The 20,789-nt window shown below is 64.8% G+C and carries 1 protein-coding gene; it reads left to right on the plus strand.

The genetic code is table 11. The annotated features are described in order from the left end of the window. Positions 1–509 precede the first annotated feature (509 nt). Positions 510–20,711 (plus strand): immunoglobulin-like domain-containing protein, encoded by a 20,202-nt coding sequence (locus KSS93_RS01295; RefSeq protein WP_225917285.1) that lies wholly within the window; start codon positions 510–512, stop codon positions 20,709–20,711. Positions 20,712–20,789 lie beyond the last annotated feature (78 nt).

Genomic DNA, 20,789 nt, shown 5'->3' on the forward strand with positions numbered 1-20,789 from the left:
GTTCATCTTTGTCACCAGCACTTCGCAAGCTATCAGCCATCCTTGGTTATAAGCCTGAACACAAGTTTCATTCAGGCCACAGCACGTTCAAAAGACTAACGCTTGATGGCGCCGATGCAAGTGGAAGTTGCAGCAGTAACGCTTGCGGGGCTTGCCATGCTGCGCGCAAGCCACGTACTACGCGGCTTGCGCACGCATAAAACCGTGAACGCGTCTAGGGTGAAGCTCAACGCCGAGTGCAGCGACGCTTATGAGCCAAGCCATCGGCTATATGACTAATACGAAAGTAAGAGTTGGCAAGCGGTGAAATCACGATATGACTTTAGATTGTCGCGCGCCTGCTACACACGGATAAATGTCAATATTTCGGCATGTTTAACCAGCCGAGAAGAGTAATAGCGAAAGTTTGACAGCCACCAAATAGCGGCACTTTAAAATCATTCCAGCCAGCGCCGGAAACCCCACCGGCAGGCCAGGGAAGGTACAGGTCGGGTCTTCTGGAGAGTTCAATGAGTACTGTTGTTGCCATCGTAGAACGCATTGTTGGCCAGGTCGTTGCAGTGTCGCCGGAAGGCGTGCGACGGGTACTCGTGGAAGGTGACCGCCTGTACGTGGGCGAACAGCTGCTGACCGGGCCGGGCGGCGCGGTGACCCTGCAGCTGCCCGACGGCCGCCACCTGGACCTTGGCCGCGACAGCCAATGGAGCGCCGGCGAGCCCGACCACAGCACCGACATGTGCATGGCCACGGCGCAGAACGCGCCGTCGGTGGAGCAGCTGCAACAGGCGATCGAGGCGGGCCTCGACCCGACCACCGCATTCGAGGCCACCGCAGCCGGCCCCGGAAACGCGGGCAGCGGCAGTGGCGCCCTGGGCGGCGGCCACAGCTTCGTCATCCTCGAGGAGACCGCCGGGGTGGTCGCCCCCAACGTGGGCTACCCCACCGTGCCCTTGGGGTTCAGCGACGGGCTGAGCCCGGCACAGTTCACCAGCCTCGACAGCACCGGGCAAACGACGGCGGCCAGCACCGCGCAAACCGGCACCGCCGTGGTGCTGAGCGCCACACCGTCGATCAGCGAGGCTGGCGGCACCATTGTGTACGTGGCCACGGTGGGCCAGGCGCCGCTGAGCGACCTGACCGTGACGCTGTCCAATGGCGCAGTGATCGTCATCGCCGCCGGGCAGACCAGCGGCTCGGTAAGCGTGACGGTAGCCCCCAACAACACGGTGTACCTCGACGCCCATGACCTGTCGGCCAACATCACCGCCACCAGCGGCGGCGGGCTGAGCGTGAGCATCGACCACACTCCGGCCACCACCCGCGTGGTCGACACCGTCGACATCACCACCGCGACCCTCAGCGCCACGCCGGCCGTGACCGAGGGCGGCGTGGTCACCTACACCGTGACCCTGAGCAACCCTGCGCAAACGCCGGTGACCGTTGCCCTGTCCAATGGCCAGACCCTGACCATCGCTGCCGGCCAGAGCAGCGCCAGCGTTACCGTGCAGACGCCCAACGACGCCTACAAGGGCGCCAGCAACCTGAGCGCCAGCATTACCTCGGCCAACGGCGGCAACTTCGAACACCTGCAGGCCGACACCACCCCGGCCGCCACCCAGGTCAGCGACAGCCTCGACACCACCACGGTGAGCCTGACGGCAACCCCGTCGGTGAGCGAAAACGGCACTATCGTCTACACCGCCAGCGTCAATGCACCCGTTACCGGCACGCCGCTGGTGGTGAGCCTGGCCAACGGGCAGAGCATCACCATTGGTGTGGGCCAGAGCTCCGGCAGCGTGAGCGTGCCGGTGGGCAACGATGTGTACCAGCAACAGGGCCAGGTGAGCACCAGCATCAGCGGGGTGGCCGGCGGCAACTACGAAAACCTGGTGGCCAACCCGGCCCCGGCCAGCACCACGGTCACCGATGTACGCGACAACACCACGGTGACGCTGAGCGCCACGCCGAGCGTGGCCGAGGGCGGGCAGATCGTCTACACCGCGACCCTTGATCACCCAGGCCAGACGGACGTGACCGTCACTTTGAGCAACGGCCAGAGCATCCTCATCGCCGCCAACCAGACCAGCGCCAGCATCAGCCTGCCGGCCCCGGCGGACACCCCCTATGCCGATGCCACGCTGGTCAGCGCGCGTATCACCGGCGCCAGCGGCGGCAACTTCGAAAACCTGGCGATCAATGCCACGCCGGCGGTGACCCAGGTGAGCGACACCCCGGACACCTCCACCGTGACGCTGACGGCCACCCCTTCGGTGGCCGAGGGCGGCACCATCGTCTACACCGCGACCGTGAATGCGCCAGTGACCGGCTCACCGGTGGTGGTCACGCTCGCCAATGGCCAGAGCATCACCATCCCCGTCGGCCAGAGCACAGGCACGGCAACCGGTAGCGTCAGCGATGACGTGTACCAGGGGCATGCGCCGGTGACCAACAGTATCACCGGGGTGTCTGGCGGCAATTACGAGCACCTGGTCGCCGACCCGACGGGTGTCAGCACCACCGTCACCGATGTGCAGAGCACCACCACGGTGACCCTCACCGCCACGCCTTCGGTCGCCGAGGGCGGCACCATCGTCTACACCGCCACGGTCAATGCACCTGTGACAGGCTCGCCGGTGGTGGTCACGCTGGCCAACGGGCAGAGCATCACCATCGCCGTCGGCCAGAGCACAGGCACGGCAACCGGTGCCGCCAGCAACGATGTGTATCAGGGGCATGCGCCGGTTACCAACAGCATCTCCGGCGTTTCCGGGGGTAACTTCGAGAACCTGGTAGCGAACCAGAACCCGGTCAGCACCACCGTCACCGATGTGCAGGACACCACCACGGTGACCCTCACCGCCACCTCTTCGGTCGCCGAAGGCGGCACCATCGTTTACACCGCGAGCGTTGACGCGCCTGTTGCAGGCTCACCCGTGGTGGTGACCCTGACCAATGGCCAGACCATCACCATCCCGGTCGGGCAAAGCTCGGGCACCGCTACCGCAGTGGTCAGCGATGACGCCTACCAAGGGCATGCGCCGATCAGCAACAGCATCTCCGGGGTGGCTGGCGGCAACTTCGAAAGCCTGGTGGGTAACCAGACGCCGGTCAGCACCACGGTCACCGATGTGCAAACCACTACCACCGTGACGCTGACTGCCACCCCTTCGGTGGCCGAAGGCGGCACCATCGTCTACACCGCCACGCTCAACGCCCCGGTGACCGGTTCGCCGGTGGTCGTGACCCTGGCCAACGGCCAGACCATCACCATCCCGGTCGGCCAGAGCGCCGGCACTGCCACCGGAACCGCCAGCGACGACGTGTATCAAGGGCACGCGCCAGTCAGCAACAACATCACCGGTGTGTCCGGCGGCAATTACGAGAATCTGGTCGCAAACCAGGACCCGGTGAACACCACGGTCACCGACGTGCAGACCAGCAGCACGGTGACCCTCACCGCCACGCCGTCGGTCGCCGAGGGTGGCACCATCGTTTACACCGCCACGCTCAGCGCACCGGTCACCGGCTCACCCGTGGTGGTCAACCTGGCCAATGGGCAGACCATCACCATCCCGGTGGGCGCAAGCTCCGGCACCGCCACGGGGGCGGTCACCAACGACGTGTACCAGGGCCATGCCGCGGTCAGTAACAGCATCAGCGGGGTGAGCGGGGGTAGCTACGAGCACCTGGTCGCCGACCAGAACCCGGTCAGCACCACCGTGACCGATGTGCAGGACACCACCACCGTCACCCTGACCGCCACCCCCTCGGTGGCCGAAGGCGGCACCATCGTCTACACCGCGAGTGTCGGCGCACCGGTGACGGGCTCGCCTGTCGTGGTTTCGCTGGCGGGCGGGCAGACCATCACCATCCCCGTCGGCCAGAGTTCCGGCACCGCCACTGGCGCCGTGACCAATGACGTGTACCAAGGGCATGCGCCAGTCAGCAACAACATCACGGGTGTGTCTGGCGGCAGCTACGAGCACCTGGTCGCCGACCAGAACCCGGTCAGCACCACCGTGACCGACGTGCAGGACACCACCACCGTCACCCTGACCGCTACACCTTCGGTCGCAGAGGGCGGCACCATCATCTACACCGCTTCGGTAGGCGCGCCGGTGACGGGCTCGCCGGTGGTGGTCACCCTCGCCAACGGGCAGAGCATCAACATCCCGGTCGGGCAAAGTTCGGGCACCGCCACCGAAGCTGTGAGCGATGATGTCTATCAGGGGCATGCCGCCGTCACCAACAGCATCACCGGTGCGTCCGGTGGCAACTTCGAAAACCTGGTGGCCAACCAGACGCCGGTCAGCACGAGCGTGACCGACGTGCAGAGCACCAGCAGCGTGACCCTTACCGCCACCCCTTCGGTGGCCGAGGGCGGCACTATCGTCTACACCGCCACGGTCAGCGCACCGGTGACTGGCTCGCCTGTGGTGGTGACCCTGGCGAACGGCCAGACCATCACCATCCCGGTCGGCCAGAGCTCTGGCACAGCCACGGGGGCCGTGACCAATGACGTGTACCAAGGCCACGCGCCGGTCAGCAACAACATCACTGGCGTCAGCGGCGGCAACTACGAGCACCTGGCGGCCGACCAGACACCGGTCAGCACCACGGTCACCGACGTGCAGGACACCACTACCGTCACCCTGACCGCCACACCCAGCGTGGCCGAAGGCGGCACCATTGTTTACACGGCGAGCGTGAATGCACCGGTCACAGGTGCGCCTGTGGTGGTAAGCCTGGCCAATGGCCAAACCATCACCATCCCGGTTGGGCAAAGCTCGGGGACCGCCACCGGCGCCGTAACCAACGACGTGTATCAGGGCCACGCGCCGGTCAGTAACAACATCACCGGCGTATCCGGCGGCAGCTACGAGCACATGGTCGCCGACCAGAACCCGGTCAGCACCACCGTCACCGATGTACAGGACACCACCACCGTCACCCTCACCGCCACACCCAGCGTGGCCGAGGGCGGCACCATTGTTTACACGGCAACCGTCAATGCACCGGTCACAGGCTCCCCCGTGGTGGTGACCCTCGCGGGCGGGCAGACCATCACCATCCCGGTTGGGCAAAGCACCGGCACCGCCACTGAAGCGGTGACCGACGACGCGTATCAAGGGCATGCCGCGGTGAGCAACAGCATCACCGGTGTTTCTGGCGGCAATTACGAGAGCCTGGTGGCCAACCAGACGCCGGTCAGCACCACCGTCAGCGATGTGCAAACCACCACCACCGTTACGCTGACGGCAACACCAAGCGTGGCCGAGGGCGGGACGATCATCTACACCGCATCGGTCGGGGCGCCGGTGACCGGCTCGCCGGTGGTGGTGACCCTGGCGGGCGGCCAGAGCATCACCATCCCGGTCGGGCAGAGCTCAGGCACCGCCACCGGGGCGGTGACCAACGACGTCTATCAGGGCCATGCGCCGGTCAGCAACAACATCACCGGCGTATCCGGCGGCAGCTACGAGCACCTGGTCGCCGACCAGAACCCGGTCAGCACCACCGTCACCGATGTTCAGGACACCACCACGGTAACCCTGACCGCCACGCCAAGCGTGGCCGAAGGCGGCACCATCGTTTACACCGCGACCGTCAACTCACCGGTGACCGGCTCGCCGGTAGTGGTAACCCTCGCCAATGGCCAGACCATCAGCATCCCGGTCGGCCAGAGCTCCGGCACCGCCACCGGCGCGGTGACCAACGACGTGTATCAAGGGCATGCGCCGGTCAGTAACAGCATCACTGGCGTCAGCGGCGGCAACTACGAGCACCTGGTCGCCGACCAGAACCCGGTCAGCACCACCGTCACCGACGTGCAGGACACCACCACCATCACCCTGACGGCGACACCAAGCGTGGCCGAGGGCGGCACCATCATCTACACCGCCTCGGTCGGGGCGCCGGTCACCGGATCGCCTGTGGTGGTGACCCTGGCAGGCGGCCAGACCATCACCATCCCGGTTGGCCAGAGCTCCGGCAGCGCAACCGGGGCGGTGACCAACGATGTGTATCAAGGCCACGCACCGGTCACCAACAACATCACTGACGTGAGCGGCGGCAACTACGAAAACCTGGTGGCCAACCAGGACCCGGTGAACACCACCGTCACCGATGTGCAGGACACCACCACCGTCACCCTCACCGCCACGCCAAGCGTGGCTGAAGGGGGCACCATCGTTTACACCGCGACCGTCAATGCACCGGTGACTGGTTCGCCTGTGGTGGTGACCCTGGCAAACGGCCAGAGCATCACCATCCCGGTCGGGCAGAGCTCGGGGACCGCCACCGGGGCGGTGACCAATGACGTCTATCAGGGCCACGCGCCGGTCACCAATAACATCACCGGTGTGTCCGGCGGCAACTACGAACACCTGGCTGCCAACCAGGACCCGGTCAGCACCACCGTCACCGATGTGCAAGACACCACCACCGTCACTCTGACCGCTACACCTTCGGTCGCCGAGGGCGGCACCATCGTCTACACCGCAACCGTCAACGCGCCGGTAACCGGCGCCCCCGTGGTGGTGAGCCTGACCAATGGCCAGACCATCACCATCCCGGTGGGCCAGAGCAGCGGCACCGCAACCGGGGCCGTGACCGATGACGCCTACCAAGGTCACGCACCGGTCAGCAACAGCATTTCCGGGGTTTCTGGCGGCAATTACGAGAGCCTGGTCGCTGACCAGAACCCGGTGAGCACCACAGTCACCGATGTACAAACCACGACCACGGTGACCCTGACCGCCACCCCTTCGGTGGCCGAAGGCGGCACCATCGTCTACACCGCGACCGTCAACGTGCCGGTGACCGGCTCGCCGGTGTTGGTATCGCTCGCCAATGGCCAGACCATCACCATCCCGGTTGGGCAGAGCTCCGGCACGGCCACCGGGGCCGTGACCAATGACGTCTACCAAGGCCATGCTCCGGTCACCAACAACATCACCGGCGTCAGCGGCGGAAACTACGAGCAGTTGGTGGCTGACCAGAGCCCTGTAAGCACTAGCGTCACCGATGTACAGGACACCACCACCGTCACACTGACGGCGACGCCAAGCGTGGCCGAGGGTGGCACCATCATCTATACCGCCAGCGTGGGAGCACCGGTGACTGGCTCGCCGGTCGTGATCTCGCTGGCTAACGGCCAGACCATCACCATCCCGGTCGGCCAGAGCTCCGGCACCGCCACCGGTACCGTGACCAACGATGTTTACCAAGGCCATGCGCCGGTCAGCAACAACATCACCGGGGTCAGCGGCGGCAATTACGAAAACCTGGTCGCTAACCAGAACCCGGTCAGCACCACCGTCACTGATGTGCAGGACACCACCACCGTGACCCTGACCGCCACGCCCAGCGTGGCCGAAGGCGGTACCATCGTTTACACCGCCAGTGTGGCGGCGCCGGTCACAGACTCCCCGGTGGTGGTCGCGCTGAGCAACGGGCAAACCATCACCATCCCCGTGGGCCAGAGCTCCGGTACCGCCACCGGCACCGTGACCGATGACGTCTACCAAGGCCATGCACCGGTCAGCAACAGCATCACCAGCGTCACCGGCGGCAACTACGAGAGCCTGGTGGCGGACCAGACGCCAGTCAGCACCACGGTCACCGATGTACAAAGCACCACCACGGTCACCCTGACCGCCACCCCGAGCGTTGCCGAGGGCGGCACCATCACCTACACCGCCACGGTCGATGCACCGGTCACTGGCAGCCCGGTCACGGTGACATTGACCAACGGCCAGACCATCACCATCCCGGTGGGTGAGAGCTCGGGCACCGCCACGGGCGCGGTCAGCAACGACGTCTACCAGGGCCATGCCCCTGTGAGCAACAGCATTTCCGGGGTTTCCGGCGGTAACTACGAGCATCTGGTGGCCAACCCGAACCCGGTCAGCACCAGCGTGACCGATACCCAGGACACCACCACGGTGTCGCTGTCGGCAACGCCAAGCGTGGATGAAGGTGGCCAGATCACCTACACCGCCACCTTGACCAGCGCCGCCCAGTCCGACGTTACCGTGACCCTGAGCAACGGCCAGAGCATCACCATCGCGGCCAACCAGACCTCGGGCAGCGTCACCGTGGCTGCGCCGGGCGACGACCCGTATGTCGATGCCGGGCAGGTCAGCGCGCACATTACCGGGGCTTCTGGTGGCAACTTCGAGAACCTTGCGGTGAACAGTACGGCGGCGGTGACACAGGTTACCGATACCACCGACACCACCACGGTCACCCTGACCGCTACGCCTAGCGTGGCCGAGGGTGGGACGATCATCTATACCGCCAGCGTGGGGGCACCGGTGACCGGTTCGCCGGTCGTGGTTTCACTGGCCAGCGGGCAGACCATCACTATCCCGGTCGGGCAGAGTTCCGGGACCGCCACGGGTGCCGTGACCAACGATGTCTACCAGGGCCATGCTGCCGTTACCAACAACATCACCGGCGTATCCGGCGGCAATTACGAGAATCTGGTCGCCAATCAGGATCCGGTCAGCACTACCGTCACAGATGTTCAGGACACCACCACGGTCACCCTGACCGCCACGCCGAGCGTGGCTGAAGGCGGGACAATCATCTATACAGCCAGCGTTGGTGCTCCGGTGACCGGTTCGCCGGTCGTGGTTTCGTTGGCAAACGGGCAGACCATCACTATTCCGGTCGGGCAGAGTTCAGGCACGGCCACGGGTGCGGTGACCAACGACGTCTACCAGGGCCATGCTCCGGTAACCAACAACATCACTGGCGTATCCGGCGGCAACTACGAAAACCTCGTCGCTAACCAGAATCCGGTCAGCACCACCGTCACTGATGTTCAGGACACCACCACGGTCACCCTCACCGCCACGCCAAGCGTGGCCGAGGGCGGCACGATCATTTACACCGCTTCGGTCGGGGCACCGGTGACTGGCTCACCAGTCGTGGTTTCGCTGGCCAATGGGCAAACCATCACCATCCCAGTAGGGCAAAGCTCCGGCACGGCCACAGGCGCCGTGACCAATGACGTCTACCAAGGCCATGCGCCGGTCACCAACAACATCACCGGCGTATCCGGCGGCAACTACGAGAACCTGGTCGCCAATCAGGATCCGGTCAGCACTACCGTCACTGATGTTCAGGACACCACCACCGTGACGCTCACCGCCACGCCGAGCGTGGCCGAAGACGGCACGATTATTTACACCGCTTCGGTCGGGGCACCAGTGACTGGCTCGCCGGTCGTGGTATCGCTGGCCAACGGGCAAACCATCACCATCCCAGTAGGGCAAAGCTCCGGCACGGCCACAGGCGCCGTGACCAATGACGTCTACCAAGGCCATGCGCCGGTCACCAACAACATCACCGGCGTATCCGGCGGCAACTACGAGAACCTGGTCGCCAATCAGGATCCGGTCAGCACTACCGTCACTGATGTTCAGGACACCACCACCGTGACGCTCACCGCCACGCCGAGCGTGGCCGAAGACGGCACGATTATTTACACCGCTTCGGTCGGGGCACCAGTGACTGGCTCGCCGGTCGTGGTATCGCTGGCCAACGGGCAAACCATCACCATCCCAGTAGGGCAAAGCTCCGGCACGGCCACAGGCGCCGTGACCAACGACGTATATCAAGGCCACGCGCCAGTTACCAACAACATCACCGGTGTCAGCGGTGGCAACTACGAGAACCTCGTTGCCAACCAGAACCCAGTCAGCACCACCGTGACCGATGTGCAAGACACCACCACGGTGACCCTGACTGCCACGCCGAGCGTGGCCGAGGGCGGGACGATCATCTATACCGCCAGCGTGGGGGCACCGGTGACTGGCTCTGCGGTCGTGGTTTCGCTGGTCAACGGGCAAACCATCACCATCCCGGTCGGGCAGAGCTCCGGTACGGCCACGGGCGCTGTGACCAACGACGTCTATCAAGGTCACGCGGCAGTAACCAACAACATCACCGGGGTGTCTGGCGGCAATTACGAGAACCTGGTCGCCAATCAGGACCCGGTCAGCACCAGCGTCACCGATGTTCAGGACACCACCACAGTCACCCTGACGGCTACGCCGAGCGTGGCCGAGGGCGGGACTATCATTTACACCGCTTCGGTCGGGGCGCCAGTGACTGGCTCGCCGGTCGTGGTTTCTTTGGCCAACGGGCAGACCATCACCATTCCCGTGGGCCAGAGCTCTGGTACTGCCACGGGTGCTGTGACCAACGACGTCTACCAAGGTCATGCGCCGGTCAGCAACAACATCACCGGGGTGTCCGGCGGCAACTACGAGAACCTGGTCGCTAACCAGGAGCCCGTAAGCACCACAGTGACCGATGTTCAGGACACCACGACGGTAACCCTTACCGCCACGCCGAACGTGGCTGAAGGCGGCACGATCATTTACACCGCCAGCGTAGGTGCACCAGTGACTGGCTCGCCGGTCGTGGTTTCGCTGGCCAACGGGCAGACCATTACCATCCCGGTTGGCCAAAGCTCAGGCACCGCCACGGGCGCCGTGACCAACGATGTCTACCAGGGCCATGCTGCAGTTACCAACAACATCACCGGCGTATCTGGCGGCAATTACGAGAATCTGGTCGCAAACCAGAACCCGGTCAGTACTACTGTCACCGATGTGCAGGACACCACCACCGTTACCCTGACCGCCACGCCGAGCGTGGCCGAGGGCGGCACGATCATCTACACCGCCACGGTCGGCGCACCGGTTACCGGCAGCCCGGTTGTAGTCAGCTTGGCCAATGGCCAGACCATCACCATCCCCGTCGGCCAAAGCTCCGGCACGGCCACCGGCGCCGTGACCAACGACGTCTATCAAGGCCACGCGCCGGTCAGCAACAACATCACTGGCGTATCCGGCGGTAACTACGAAAATCTGGTCGCCAACCAGGACCCGGTCAGCACAACCGTCACCGATGTGCAGGACACCACCACGGTGACCTTGACCGCCACGCCAAGCGTGGCCGAGGGCGGCACCATCATCTACACCGCCTCGGTCGGTGCTCCGGTGACTGGTTCGCCGGTTGTGGTTTCGCTGGCCAACGGGCAGACCATCACCATTCCGGTCGGGCAGAGTTCCGGCACGGCCACCGGCGCCGTGACCAATGACGTCTACCAAGGCCACGCGCCGGTCAGCAACAACATCACCGCCGTCAGCGGCGGTAATTACGAAAATCTGGTCGCTAACCAGAATCCGGTCAGCACCACGGTCACCGACACCCAGGACACCACCACGGTTTCCCTGTCGGCAACACCGAGCGTCGCGGAAGGTGGCCAGATCGTCTACACCGCGACCCTGACCAACGCAGCCCAGTCTGCAGTCACCGTTACCTTGAGCAACGGCCAAACCATCACCATCGGCGCCAACCAGACCTCGGGCAGCGTAACCGTGGCTGCGCCAGGGGATGACCCGTATGTGGATGCCGGCCAGGTGAGTGCGCGCATCACCGGCGCCAATGGCGGCAACTTCGAGAACCTGGCGGTCAACAGCACGCCTGCGGTGACCAACGTCACCGATACCATCGACACCACCACAGTCACCCTGACCGCTACGCCTAGCGTGGCCGAAGGTGGGACGATCATCTATACCGCCAGCGTCGGCGCACCGGTGACAGGTTCGCCTGTCGTGGTAACCCTGGCCAACGGGCAAACCATCACCATCCCGGTCGGCCAGAGTTCCGGCACCGCCACGGGCGCCGTGACCAACGATGTCTACCAAGGCCATGCGCCCGTTACCAACAGCATCACCGGCGTCAGCGGTGGCAACTACGAACACCTGGTCGCCAATCAGAACCCGGTCAGCACCAACGTAACCGACGTGCAGGACACCACCACGGTAACCCTGACCGCCACGCCAAGCGTGGCCGAGGGCGGCACCATCATTTACACCGCCACGGTCGGCGCGCCGGTCACCGGCAGCCCGGTTGTAGTCAGCCTGGCCAACGGGCAGACCATCACCATCCCGATAGGTCAGAGCTCCGGCACTGCCACGGGTGCGGTGACCAACGACGTCTATCAAGGCCACGCGCCAGTTACCAACAACATCACCGGTGTCAGCGGTGGCAACTACGAGAACCTCGTAGCTAACCAGAATCCGGTCAGCACTACAGTGACCGATGTGCAGGACACCACCACGGTGACCCTGACCGCCACGCCGAGCGTCGCCGAGGGCGGGACGATCATCTACACCGCCTCGGTCGGTGCTCCGGTGACGGGAAGCCCGGTCGTAGTGAGCCTCGCCAACGGGCAAACCATCACCATCCCGGTGGGCCAAAGCTCCGGCACGGCCACCGGCGCCGTGACCAATGACGTCTACCAAGGCCATGCGCCGGTTACCAACAACATCACCGGGGTGTCCGGCGGCAACTACGAATACCTCGTCGCCAACCAGAACCCGGTCAGCACGACGGTCACCGACGTACAGGACACCACCACGGTCACCCTGAGCGCCACGCCAAGCGTGTCCGAAGGCGGCACGATCATTTACACCGCTTCGGTCGGGGCACCGGTGACTGGCTCACCGGTCGTGGTTTCGCTGGCCAATGGACAGACCATCACCATCCCGGTCGGGCAAAGCTCAGGCACAGCCACGGGTACGGTGACCAATGACGTCTACCAAGGCCACGCGCCAGTAACCAACAACATCACCGGTGTGTCCGGCGGCAACTACGAAAATCTGGTCGCCAACCAGAACCCGGTCAGCACCACGGTCACCGACGTACAGGACACCACCACCGTCATCCTGACCGCCACGCCGAGCGTCGCCGAAGGCGGCACGATCATTTACACCGCGACCGTCGGGGCTCCGGTCACTGGAAGCCCGGTCGTGGTCAGCCTCGCCAACGGGCAAACCATCACCATTGGGGTTGGTCAAAGCTCAGGCACTGCAACCGGCGCCGTGACCAACGACGTTTACCAAGGCCATGCACCGGTCACCAACAACATCACCGGCGTCAGCGGTGGCAACTACGAGAACCTCGTAGCCAACCAGAACCCGGTGAGTACCACCGTGACAGATGTACAGGACACCACCACGGTGACCCTGACTGCCACGCCAAGTGTCGCCGAGGGTGGCACCATCATCTACACCGCTACAGTTGGGGCTCCGGTCACCGGCAGCCCGGTCGTGGTCAGCCTGGCCAACGGCCAGACCATCACCATTCCGGTCGGCCAGAGCTCCGGCACTGCCACGGGCGCAGTGACCAACGACGTCTATCAAGGCCATGCCGCAGTCACCAACAACATCACCGGGGTCAGCGGTGGCAACTACGAGAACCTGGTCGCCAACCAGAACCCGGTCAGCACCTCCGTCACGGATGTTCAGGACACCACGACGGTATCGCTTTCGGCCACGCCAAGTGTTGTGGAGGGTGGCCAGATCACCTACACCGCGACCCTGACCAATGCGGCCCAGACCGCCGTCACCGTCACCCTGAGCAACGGCCAGAGCATCACCATCGGCGCCAACCAGACTTCGGGCAGCGTCACGGTGGCTGCGCCGGGCGATGACCCTTACGTGGATGCCGGCCAGGTGAGTGCGCGCATCACCGGCGCCAGCGGCGGCAACTTCGAGAACCTGGCGGTCAACAGCACGCCAGCGGTGACCAACGTCACCGATACCATCGATACGACGACCGTGACGCTCACCGCCACCAACTCGGTTGCCGAGGGCGGCACCATCGTCTACACCGCCACGGTCGGGGCACCGGTCACCGGCAGTGCGGTGGTGGTGACCTTGACCAACGGCCAGACCATCACCATTCCCGTGGGCCAAAGCTCGGGCACGGCGACCGGCAGCGTGACCAATGACGTGTATCAGGGCCATGCCCCGGTCACCAACGGCATCTCCAACGTCAGCGGCGGCAACTACGAAAACCTGGTGGCCAACAAGACTCCGGTCAGCACCACCGTCACCGATGTTCAGGACACCACTACCGTGACCCTGACCGCCACGCCAAGCGTGGCCGAGGGTGGGACCATCATCTACACCGCCACGGTCGGCGCACCGGTTACCGGCAGCCCGGTTGTAGTCAGCTTGGCCAATGGCCAGACCATCACCATCCCCGTCGGCCAAAGCTCCGGCACGGCCACCGGCGCCGTGACCAATGACGTGTATCAAGGCCACGCACCGGTTACGAACAACATCACCGGAGTCAGCGGTGGCAACTACGAAAACCTCGTAGCCAACCAGAACCCAGTCAGCACCACCGTCACTGACGTTCAGGACACCACTACCGTGACTCTGACCGCCACGCCAAGCGTGGCCGAAGGCGGCACCATCACCTACACCGCCACGGTGGGTGCACCGGTTACCGGCAGCCCGGTCGTGGTAACCCTGGCCAACGGGCAGACCATCACCATCCCGGTGGGCCAGAGCTCCGGCACTGCCACGGGTGCCGTGACCAACGACGTCTATCAAGGGCATGCACCGGTCACTAACAACATCACCGGGGTCAGCGGCGGCAACTACGAAAACCTCGTAGCCAACCAGACACCGGTCAACACCACCGTCACTGATGTGCAGGACACCACCACGGTGACCCTCACCGCCACGCCGAGCGTGGCCGAGGGCGGCACCATAATCTACACCGCAACGGTCGGCGCTCCGGTCACCGGCAGCCCGGTCGTGGTCAACCTTGCCAACGGCCAGTCCATCACCATTGCGGTCGGTCAGAGCTCCGGTACTGCCACTGGCGCGGTGACCAATGACGTCTATCAAGGCCACGCCCCGGTCACCAACAACATCACCAGCGTCAGCGGCGGCAACTACGAAAACCTGGTGGCCAACCAGAACCCGGTCAGCACCAGCGTCACCGATGTGCAGGACACCACCACCGTCACCCTGACCGCCACACCGAGCGTGGCCGAAGGCGGCACGATCATTTACACCGCGACCGTCGGGGCGCCGGTTACCGGCAGCCCGGTCGTAGTCAGCCTGGCCAACGGGCAGACCATCACCATCCCAGTTGGCCAAAGCTCCGGCACCGCAACCGGTGCGGTGACCAACGACGTCTACCAAGGCCATGCAGCGGTCACCAACAACATCACCGGGGTCAGCGGCGGCAACTACGAGAATCTGGTCGCCAACCAGAACCCGGTCAGCACCACTGTCACGGATGTGACCGACACCACGACGGTATCGCTGTCGGCCACGCCGAGTGTTGCGGAGGGTGGCCAGATCACCTACACCGCCACCCTGACCAATGCGGCGCAGACCGCCGTCACCGTCACCCTGAGCAATGGCCAGAGCATCACCATCGGCGCCAACCAGACCTCGGGCAGCGTCACGGTGGCCGCACCGGGTGATGACCCTTACGTGGATGCGGGCCAGGTCAGTGCGCGCATCACCGGCGCCAGCGGCGGCAACTTCGAGAACCTGGCGGTCAACAGCACGCCAGCGGTGACCAACGTCACCGATACCATCGACACGACGACCGTGACGCTTACCGCCACCAATTCGGTTGCCGAGGGTGGCACCATCGTCTACACCGCCACGGTCGGGGCACCGGTCACCGGCAGCCCGGTCACGGTGACGCTGACCAATGGCCAGACCATCACCATTCCCGTCGGCCAAAGCTCGGGCACGGCGACCGGCAGCGTGACCAATGACGTGTACCAGGGGCATGCGCCGGTCACCAATGGCATCTCCAATGTCAGCGGCGGCAACTACGAAAACCTGGTGGCCAACAAGACTCCGGTCAGCACCACCGTCACCGATGTTCAGGACACCACTACCGTGACCCTGACCGCCACGCCAAGCGTGGCCGAGGGCGGCACCATCGTGTACACCGCAAGCGTGGGTGCGCCGGTGACCGGCAGTGCCGTGTTGGTGACACTGGCCAACGGCCAGACCATCACCATCCCGGTCGGGCAAAGCTCCGGCACGGCAACGGGCGCCGTGACCAACGACGTGTACCAGGGCCATGCTCCGGTCACCAACAACATCACCGGCGTGTCCGGCGGCAACTACGAAAACCTGGTGGCCAACCAGACACCAGTCAGCACCACCGTGACCGATGTGCAGGACACCACCACCGTGACCCTGACTGCCACGCCAAGCGTGGCCGAGGGCGGCACCATCATATACACCGCCACCGTCGGTGCGCCGGTCACCGGCAGCCCGGTAGTGGTGACGCTGGCAGGCGGCCAGACCATCACCATCCCGGTGGGCCAGAGCTCCGGCACGGCCACCGGTAGCGTCACCAACGACGTTTACCTGGGCCACGCCCCGGTCACCAACAACATCACCGGGGTCAGCGGCGGCAACTACGAGAACCTGGTGGCCAACCAGAACCCGGTCAGCACAACAGTGACCGATGTACAGGACACCACCACGGTGACCCTGACTGCCACGCCGAGCGTGGCCGAGGGCGGCACCATCATCTACACCGCGACCGTAGGCGCCCCGGTCACCGGCACGCCGGTGGTGGTGACCCTGACCAACGGCCAGACGATTACCATCCCGGTGGGCCAGAGCTCCGGCACCGCCACCGGCACGGTCACCAACGACGTGTACCAAGGCCATGCGCCGGTGACCAACAGCATCAGCAGCGTCAGCGGCGGCAACTACGAGAACCTGGTGGCCAACAAGGGCGTGCTCAGCACCACGGTCACCGACGTGCAGGACACCACCACAGTGACCCTGACCGCCACGCCGACCGTGGCCGAAGGCGGCCAGATCGTCTACACCGCAACCCTGACCAACCCGGCGCAGACCGCCGTGACGGTGACCCTGAGCAACGGCCAGAGCATCACCATCGGCGCCAACCAGTCGTCGGGCAGCGTCACCGTGGCGGCCCCGGCCGACGATGTGTACATCGACGCAGGCCCGGTCAGCGCGACCATCACCGGCGCCAGCGGCGGCAACTTCGAAAACCTGGCGATCAACAGCACGCCTGCAGTCACCGCGGTGACCGACACGATCAACAACACCACGGTGGGCATCACCGGCAGCGCGACGGTGGCCGAGGGCAGCAACGCCACCTACACCCTGACCCTGAGCAACGCGCCGCAAACCGACGTGGTGGTCAAACTGAGCTACAGCGGCACCGCCACCAACGGCGTTGACTACACCGGCGTGGCCAGCGTGGTGATCAAGGCCAACAGCACCTCGGCCACCTTCACCATCCCCACGCTCAAGGACAACATCACCGAGGGCACCGAGCAGTTCAACGTGAAGATCGACTCGGCCACCGGCGGCAACTTCGAGGGGCTGGTGGTCAATGGCAGCGCGGCCAGCGTCACCACCCAGCTGTTCGAGCCGGCGCCGGTGCTGGACCTGGACGCCAACGACTCGAGCGGCAAGAACGGCGCCGACTACCAGACCACCTACACCGAGAACGGCGCCGGCAATTCGATCAGTGACCTGGATATCTCCATCACCGACTTCGACAGCAGCCAGCTGGCCGGCGCCACGGTCACCCTGACCAACCGCCAGCCGGGCGATGTGCTGAACCTGGGCAACAGCGTCAACGGCATCACCATCACCTCGACGGTGACGGGCGGCCAGGTGGTGCTGACCTTGAGCGGCACGGCCTCGCTGGCCGACTACATGCAGGCGATCAAGAACATCACCTTTGCCAGCACCAGCGAGGACCCGAGCACCACGCCGCGGGTCATTACCGTGACGGTGACCGACGGGGTCAATGTGTCCAACACCGCCACCACCACGGTCAACGTGGTGGCCGTCAACGACGCGCCGGTTACCACCGGCGGCGCGGTGACCGGGGTGGAAGACACCGAGCTGGTGCTGAACTGGAGCAACTTCAACGTCACCGACGTTGACAGCCCGGCCGCAAGCCTGGGGGTGACCTTCACCAAGCTGCCGGACCTTGGCAGCCTCAAGTTCTTCAACGGCACTGCCTGGGTGGACGTTACCCTCAACCAGACCGTGAGCCAGGCCGACATCAGCGCCGGCAAGCTCAAGTTCGTGCCGCTGGCCAACCAGTCCGGCGTCGACGGCTACGGTGGCAGCGGCGTTGGCAACAAGCAGGCTGACTACGCGCAGGTGAAGTACAAGCCCACCGACGGCGTCACCCCGGGCAGCGAGGCCACGCTGAAGGTGGACATCACCCCGGTGGCCGACAAGCCGAACCTGAGCATCGCCAGCAACAACGTCAACTCCCTGGGCCTGACCAAGGAGACCTGGACCAGCCTTACCGGCCTTGGCACCAACGGCAACGGCATCACCGGCGATGCGTTGAAGACGGTGTTCGCCAATTCTGGCAACGCCAGCAAGAGCGAAACCACCACCAACGTGCAGTCCGATGCCAGCGTGGCGGCGCAGAGCGGCTCGAAGACTTCCGGCCTGATCTACCTGGAAGCCGGCAAGACCTACACCTTCAGCGGCACCGCCGATGACAGCCTGCTGGTGAACATCGGCGGCAAGAACGTGGTCACCGCCACCTGGGGGGGCGGCGGCACGGTGGCGGGCAGCTACACGCCGACCACCAGCGGCTACTACACCCTGGAGATCTACCACGCCAACCAGGCCGGCCCGGGCAGCTACGACATCAATGTGAAGGTGGGCAACGGGCTGGTCACCGACCTGAACAGCACCAACATTCCGATGTACCCGAGCGTCACCGAGCTGGGCAACGCCGGAGTGACGGTGTCGGACCTGCATGGCAGCAGCGGCCAGGGCTATTACGACGGCTACAAGCTCAACGAAGGGCCGGAGAACGGCAGCGTCAAGCTGGTGGGCATCACCAGCAGCCTGACCGACACCGACGGCTCGGAGAGCCTGAGCGTGAAGCTGGGAGGCATCCCGGCGGGCTCGGTGGTGACCGACAACGCCGGCCACAGCATTACCGTGGGCACCACGGCGGTGGATGTCACCGGCTGGAACCTGGGCAGCCTGGCGATCAAGCCACCGGCCTACTACTACGGCCAGTTCGACGTGAAGGTGACCTCCACCTCCAGCGAGAGCGTCGGCGGCAGCCAGGCCACCACCGAGGGCACGCTGAAGGTCACGGTGTACCCGGAAACCTATACCTCCACCAACCTGGGCACCGACAGCGACACCAGCACCGGCACGGTCAACAACGACATCATCATCGCCGACGTGACCGGCCTGCATGTGGTTGCCGGCAAGGACTACAACATCGCCTTCATCGTCGACACCTCGGGCAGCATGGGGCAGTCCGGCGTGGACGGGGCCAAGGCGTCGCTGGAGTCGGTGTTCAGGACGCTGGCCGCAAGCGTCAAGGGTTCGCTCTCGGGGACGGTCAACATCCTGCTGGTGGACTTCGCCACCCAGGTCAAGAGCACGGTGTCGGTGACACTCAACGATGCCGGGCTCAAGACCCTGCTCAACGCGCTCGGCACCCTGAGCGCCGATGGCGGCACCAACTACGAAGATGCCTTCAAGACCACCGCCAACTGGTTCCAGACCCTGAAGAACGCCGGCAACACCGGCAGCAACCAGACCTTCTTCATCACCGACGGCCAGCCCACCTACTACCAGACCGGCGAACAGGGCAACCCGACGCTGGCCAACAGCTCGACCAAGCTGGACACCTTCCTCAGCACCATCAACTACAAGGTGGGCGACACGGTCACCAACTACCAGCTGGATGCCACCAACCGGGTGTCGATCGACAGCAGCGGCAAGCTGACCGCCGAAACCCGCGGCAACTTCGACCTGCTGAGCTGGAGCTACAAGTGGAACACCGTGACCAGCGGCAGCATTCGCGCCGAGGGCAACGGCGGTTATGAGCTGTCGACCCGCGCCGGTACCGGCAACACCACCACCGACGCGACCCTGACCAACTCCACCGACAGCTACAAGATCCTCGCGGCGCTGTCGACGGTGGAGGCCATCGGCCTGAACAGCGGGGTGAATACCAACGACCTCAAGCCCTACGATTCGGACAGCACGCCGCAGACCAACATCGACCCGACCAAGCTGGCCGATGCCATCCTCGGCCACACCGAGGCCACCGTGCCCGGCTCGGACAAGGTGGACGGCGGCGATGGCCACGACATCATCTTCGGCGACCTGGTGACCTTCGATTCGATCCCGGGCACCGGGGTGGAGGCGATCCAGGCGTTCGTCGCCACCAAGCTGGGGGTGGATGCGGGCGACGTGGATGCGCGGATGATGCACCAGTACGTGTCGGAGCATTACACCGAGTTCGACGTGTCGCGCAGCAACGACGGCAACGACACGCTGTTGGGCGGGGCCGGCAACGACATCATCTTCGGCCAGGGCGGCAACGACTACCTCGATGGCGGCAAGGGCAACGACATCCTGCTGGGTGGTACCGGCAACGACACCTTGCTGGGCGGGGAAGGCAACGACCTGCTGTTTGGCGGGGCCGGCAACGACACCCTGATCGGTGGCAAGGGCAACGACATCATGACCGGCGGAGCCGGGGCCGACACCTTCGTGTGGAAGGCCGGCGATACCGGCCAGGATGTGATCAAGGACTTCAAGGTCAGCGAAGGTGACCGCCTGGACCTCAGCGACCTGCTGCAGGGCGAGCGTGGCACCACCATCGACAATTACCTGAAGATCACCACGGTGGGCGGCGAGTCGACCTTGCAGATCAGCACTGAGGGCAAGCTCAACGCCGCAGGCGGGCTGGCCAATGTGGATGTGTCGATCAAGCTCGAGGGTGTGAACTGGTCGAACACTTCGATCAACTCGCTGATCAGTGGTGCCGACCCGACCATCAAGATCGACAATTCCAACAGTTGACCGCAAGGCGCAGCCTGGCAATTTTGCCTAAGCTGCGCATAACCCAACCAGCAAGGAACCAACGTGACGAGGATGGAA

It is taken from the genome of Pseudomonas xanthosomatis, from assembly GCF_019139835.1.
Classification (GTDB): Bacteria; Pseudomonadota; Gammaproteobacteria; order Pseudomonadales; family Pseudomonadaceae; genus Aquipseudomonas; species Aquipseudomonas fakonensis.

Excerpts from the sequence above, each read along its gene's own strand:
- KSS93_RS01295 (WP_225917285.1), top strand. The coding sequence starts at position 510 with ATGAGTACTGTTGTTGCCATCGTAGAACGCATTGTTGGCCAGGTCGTT.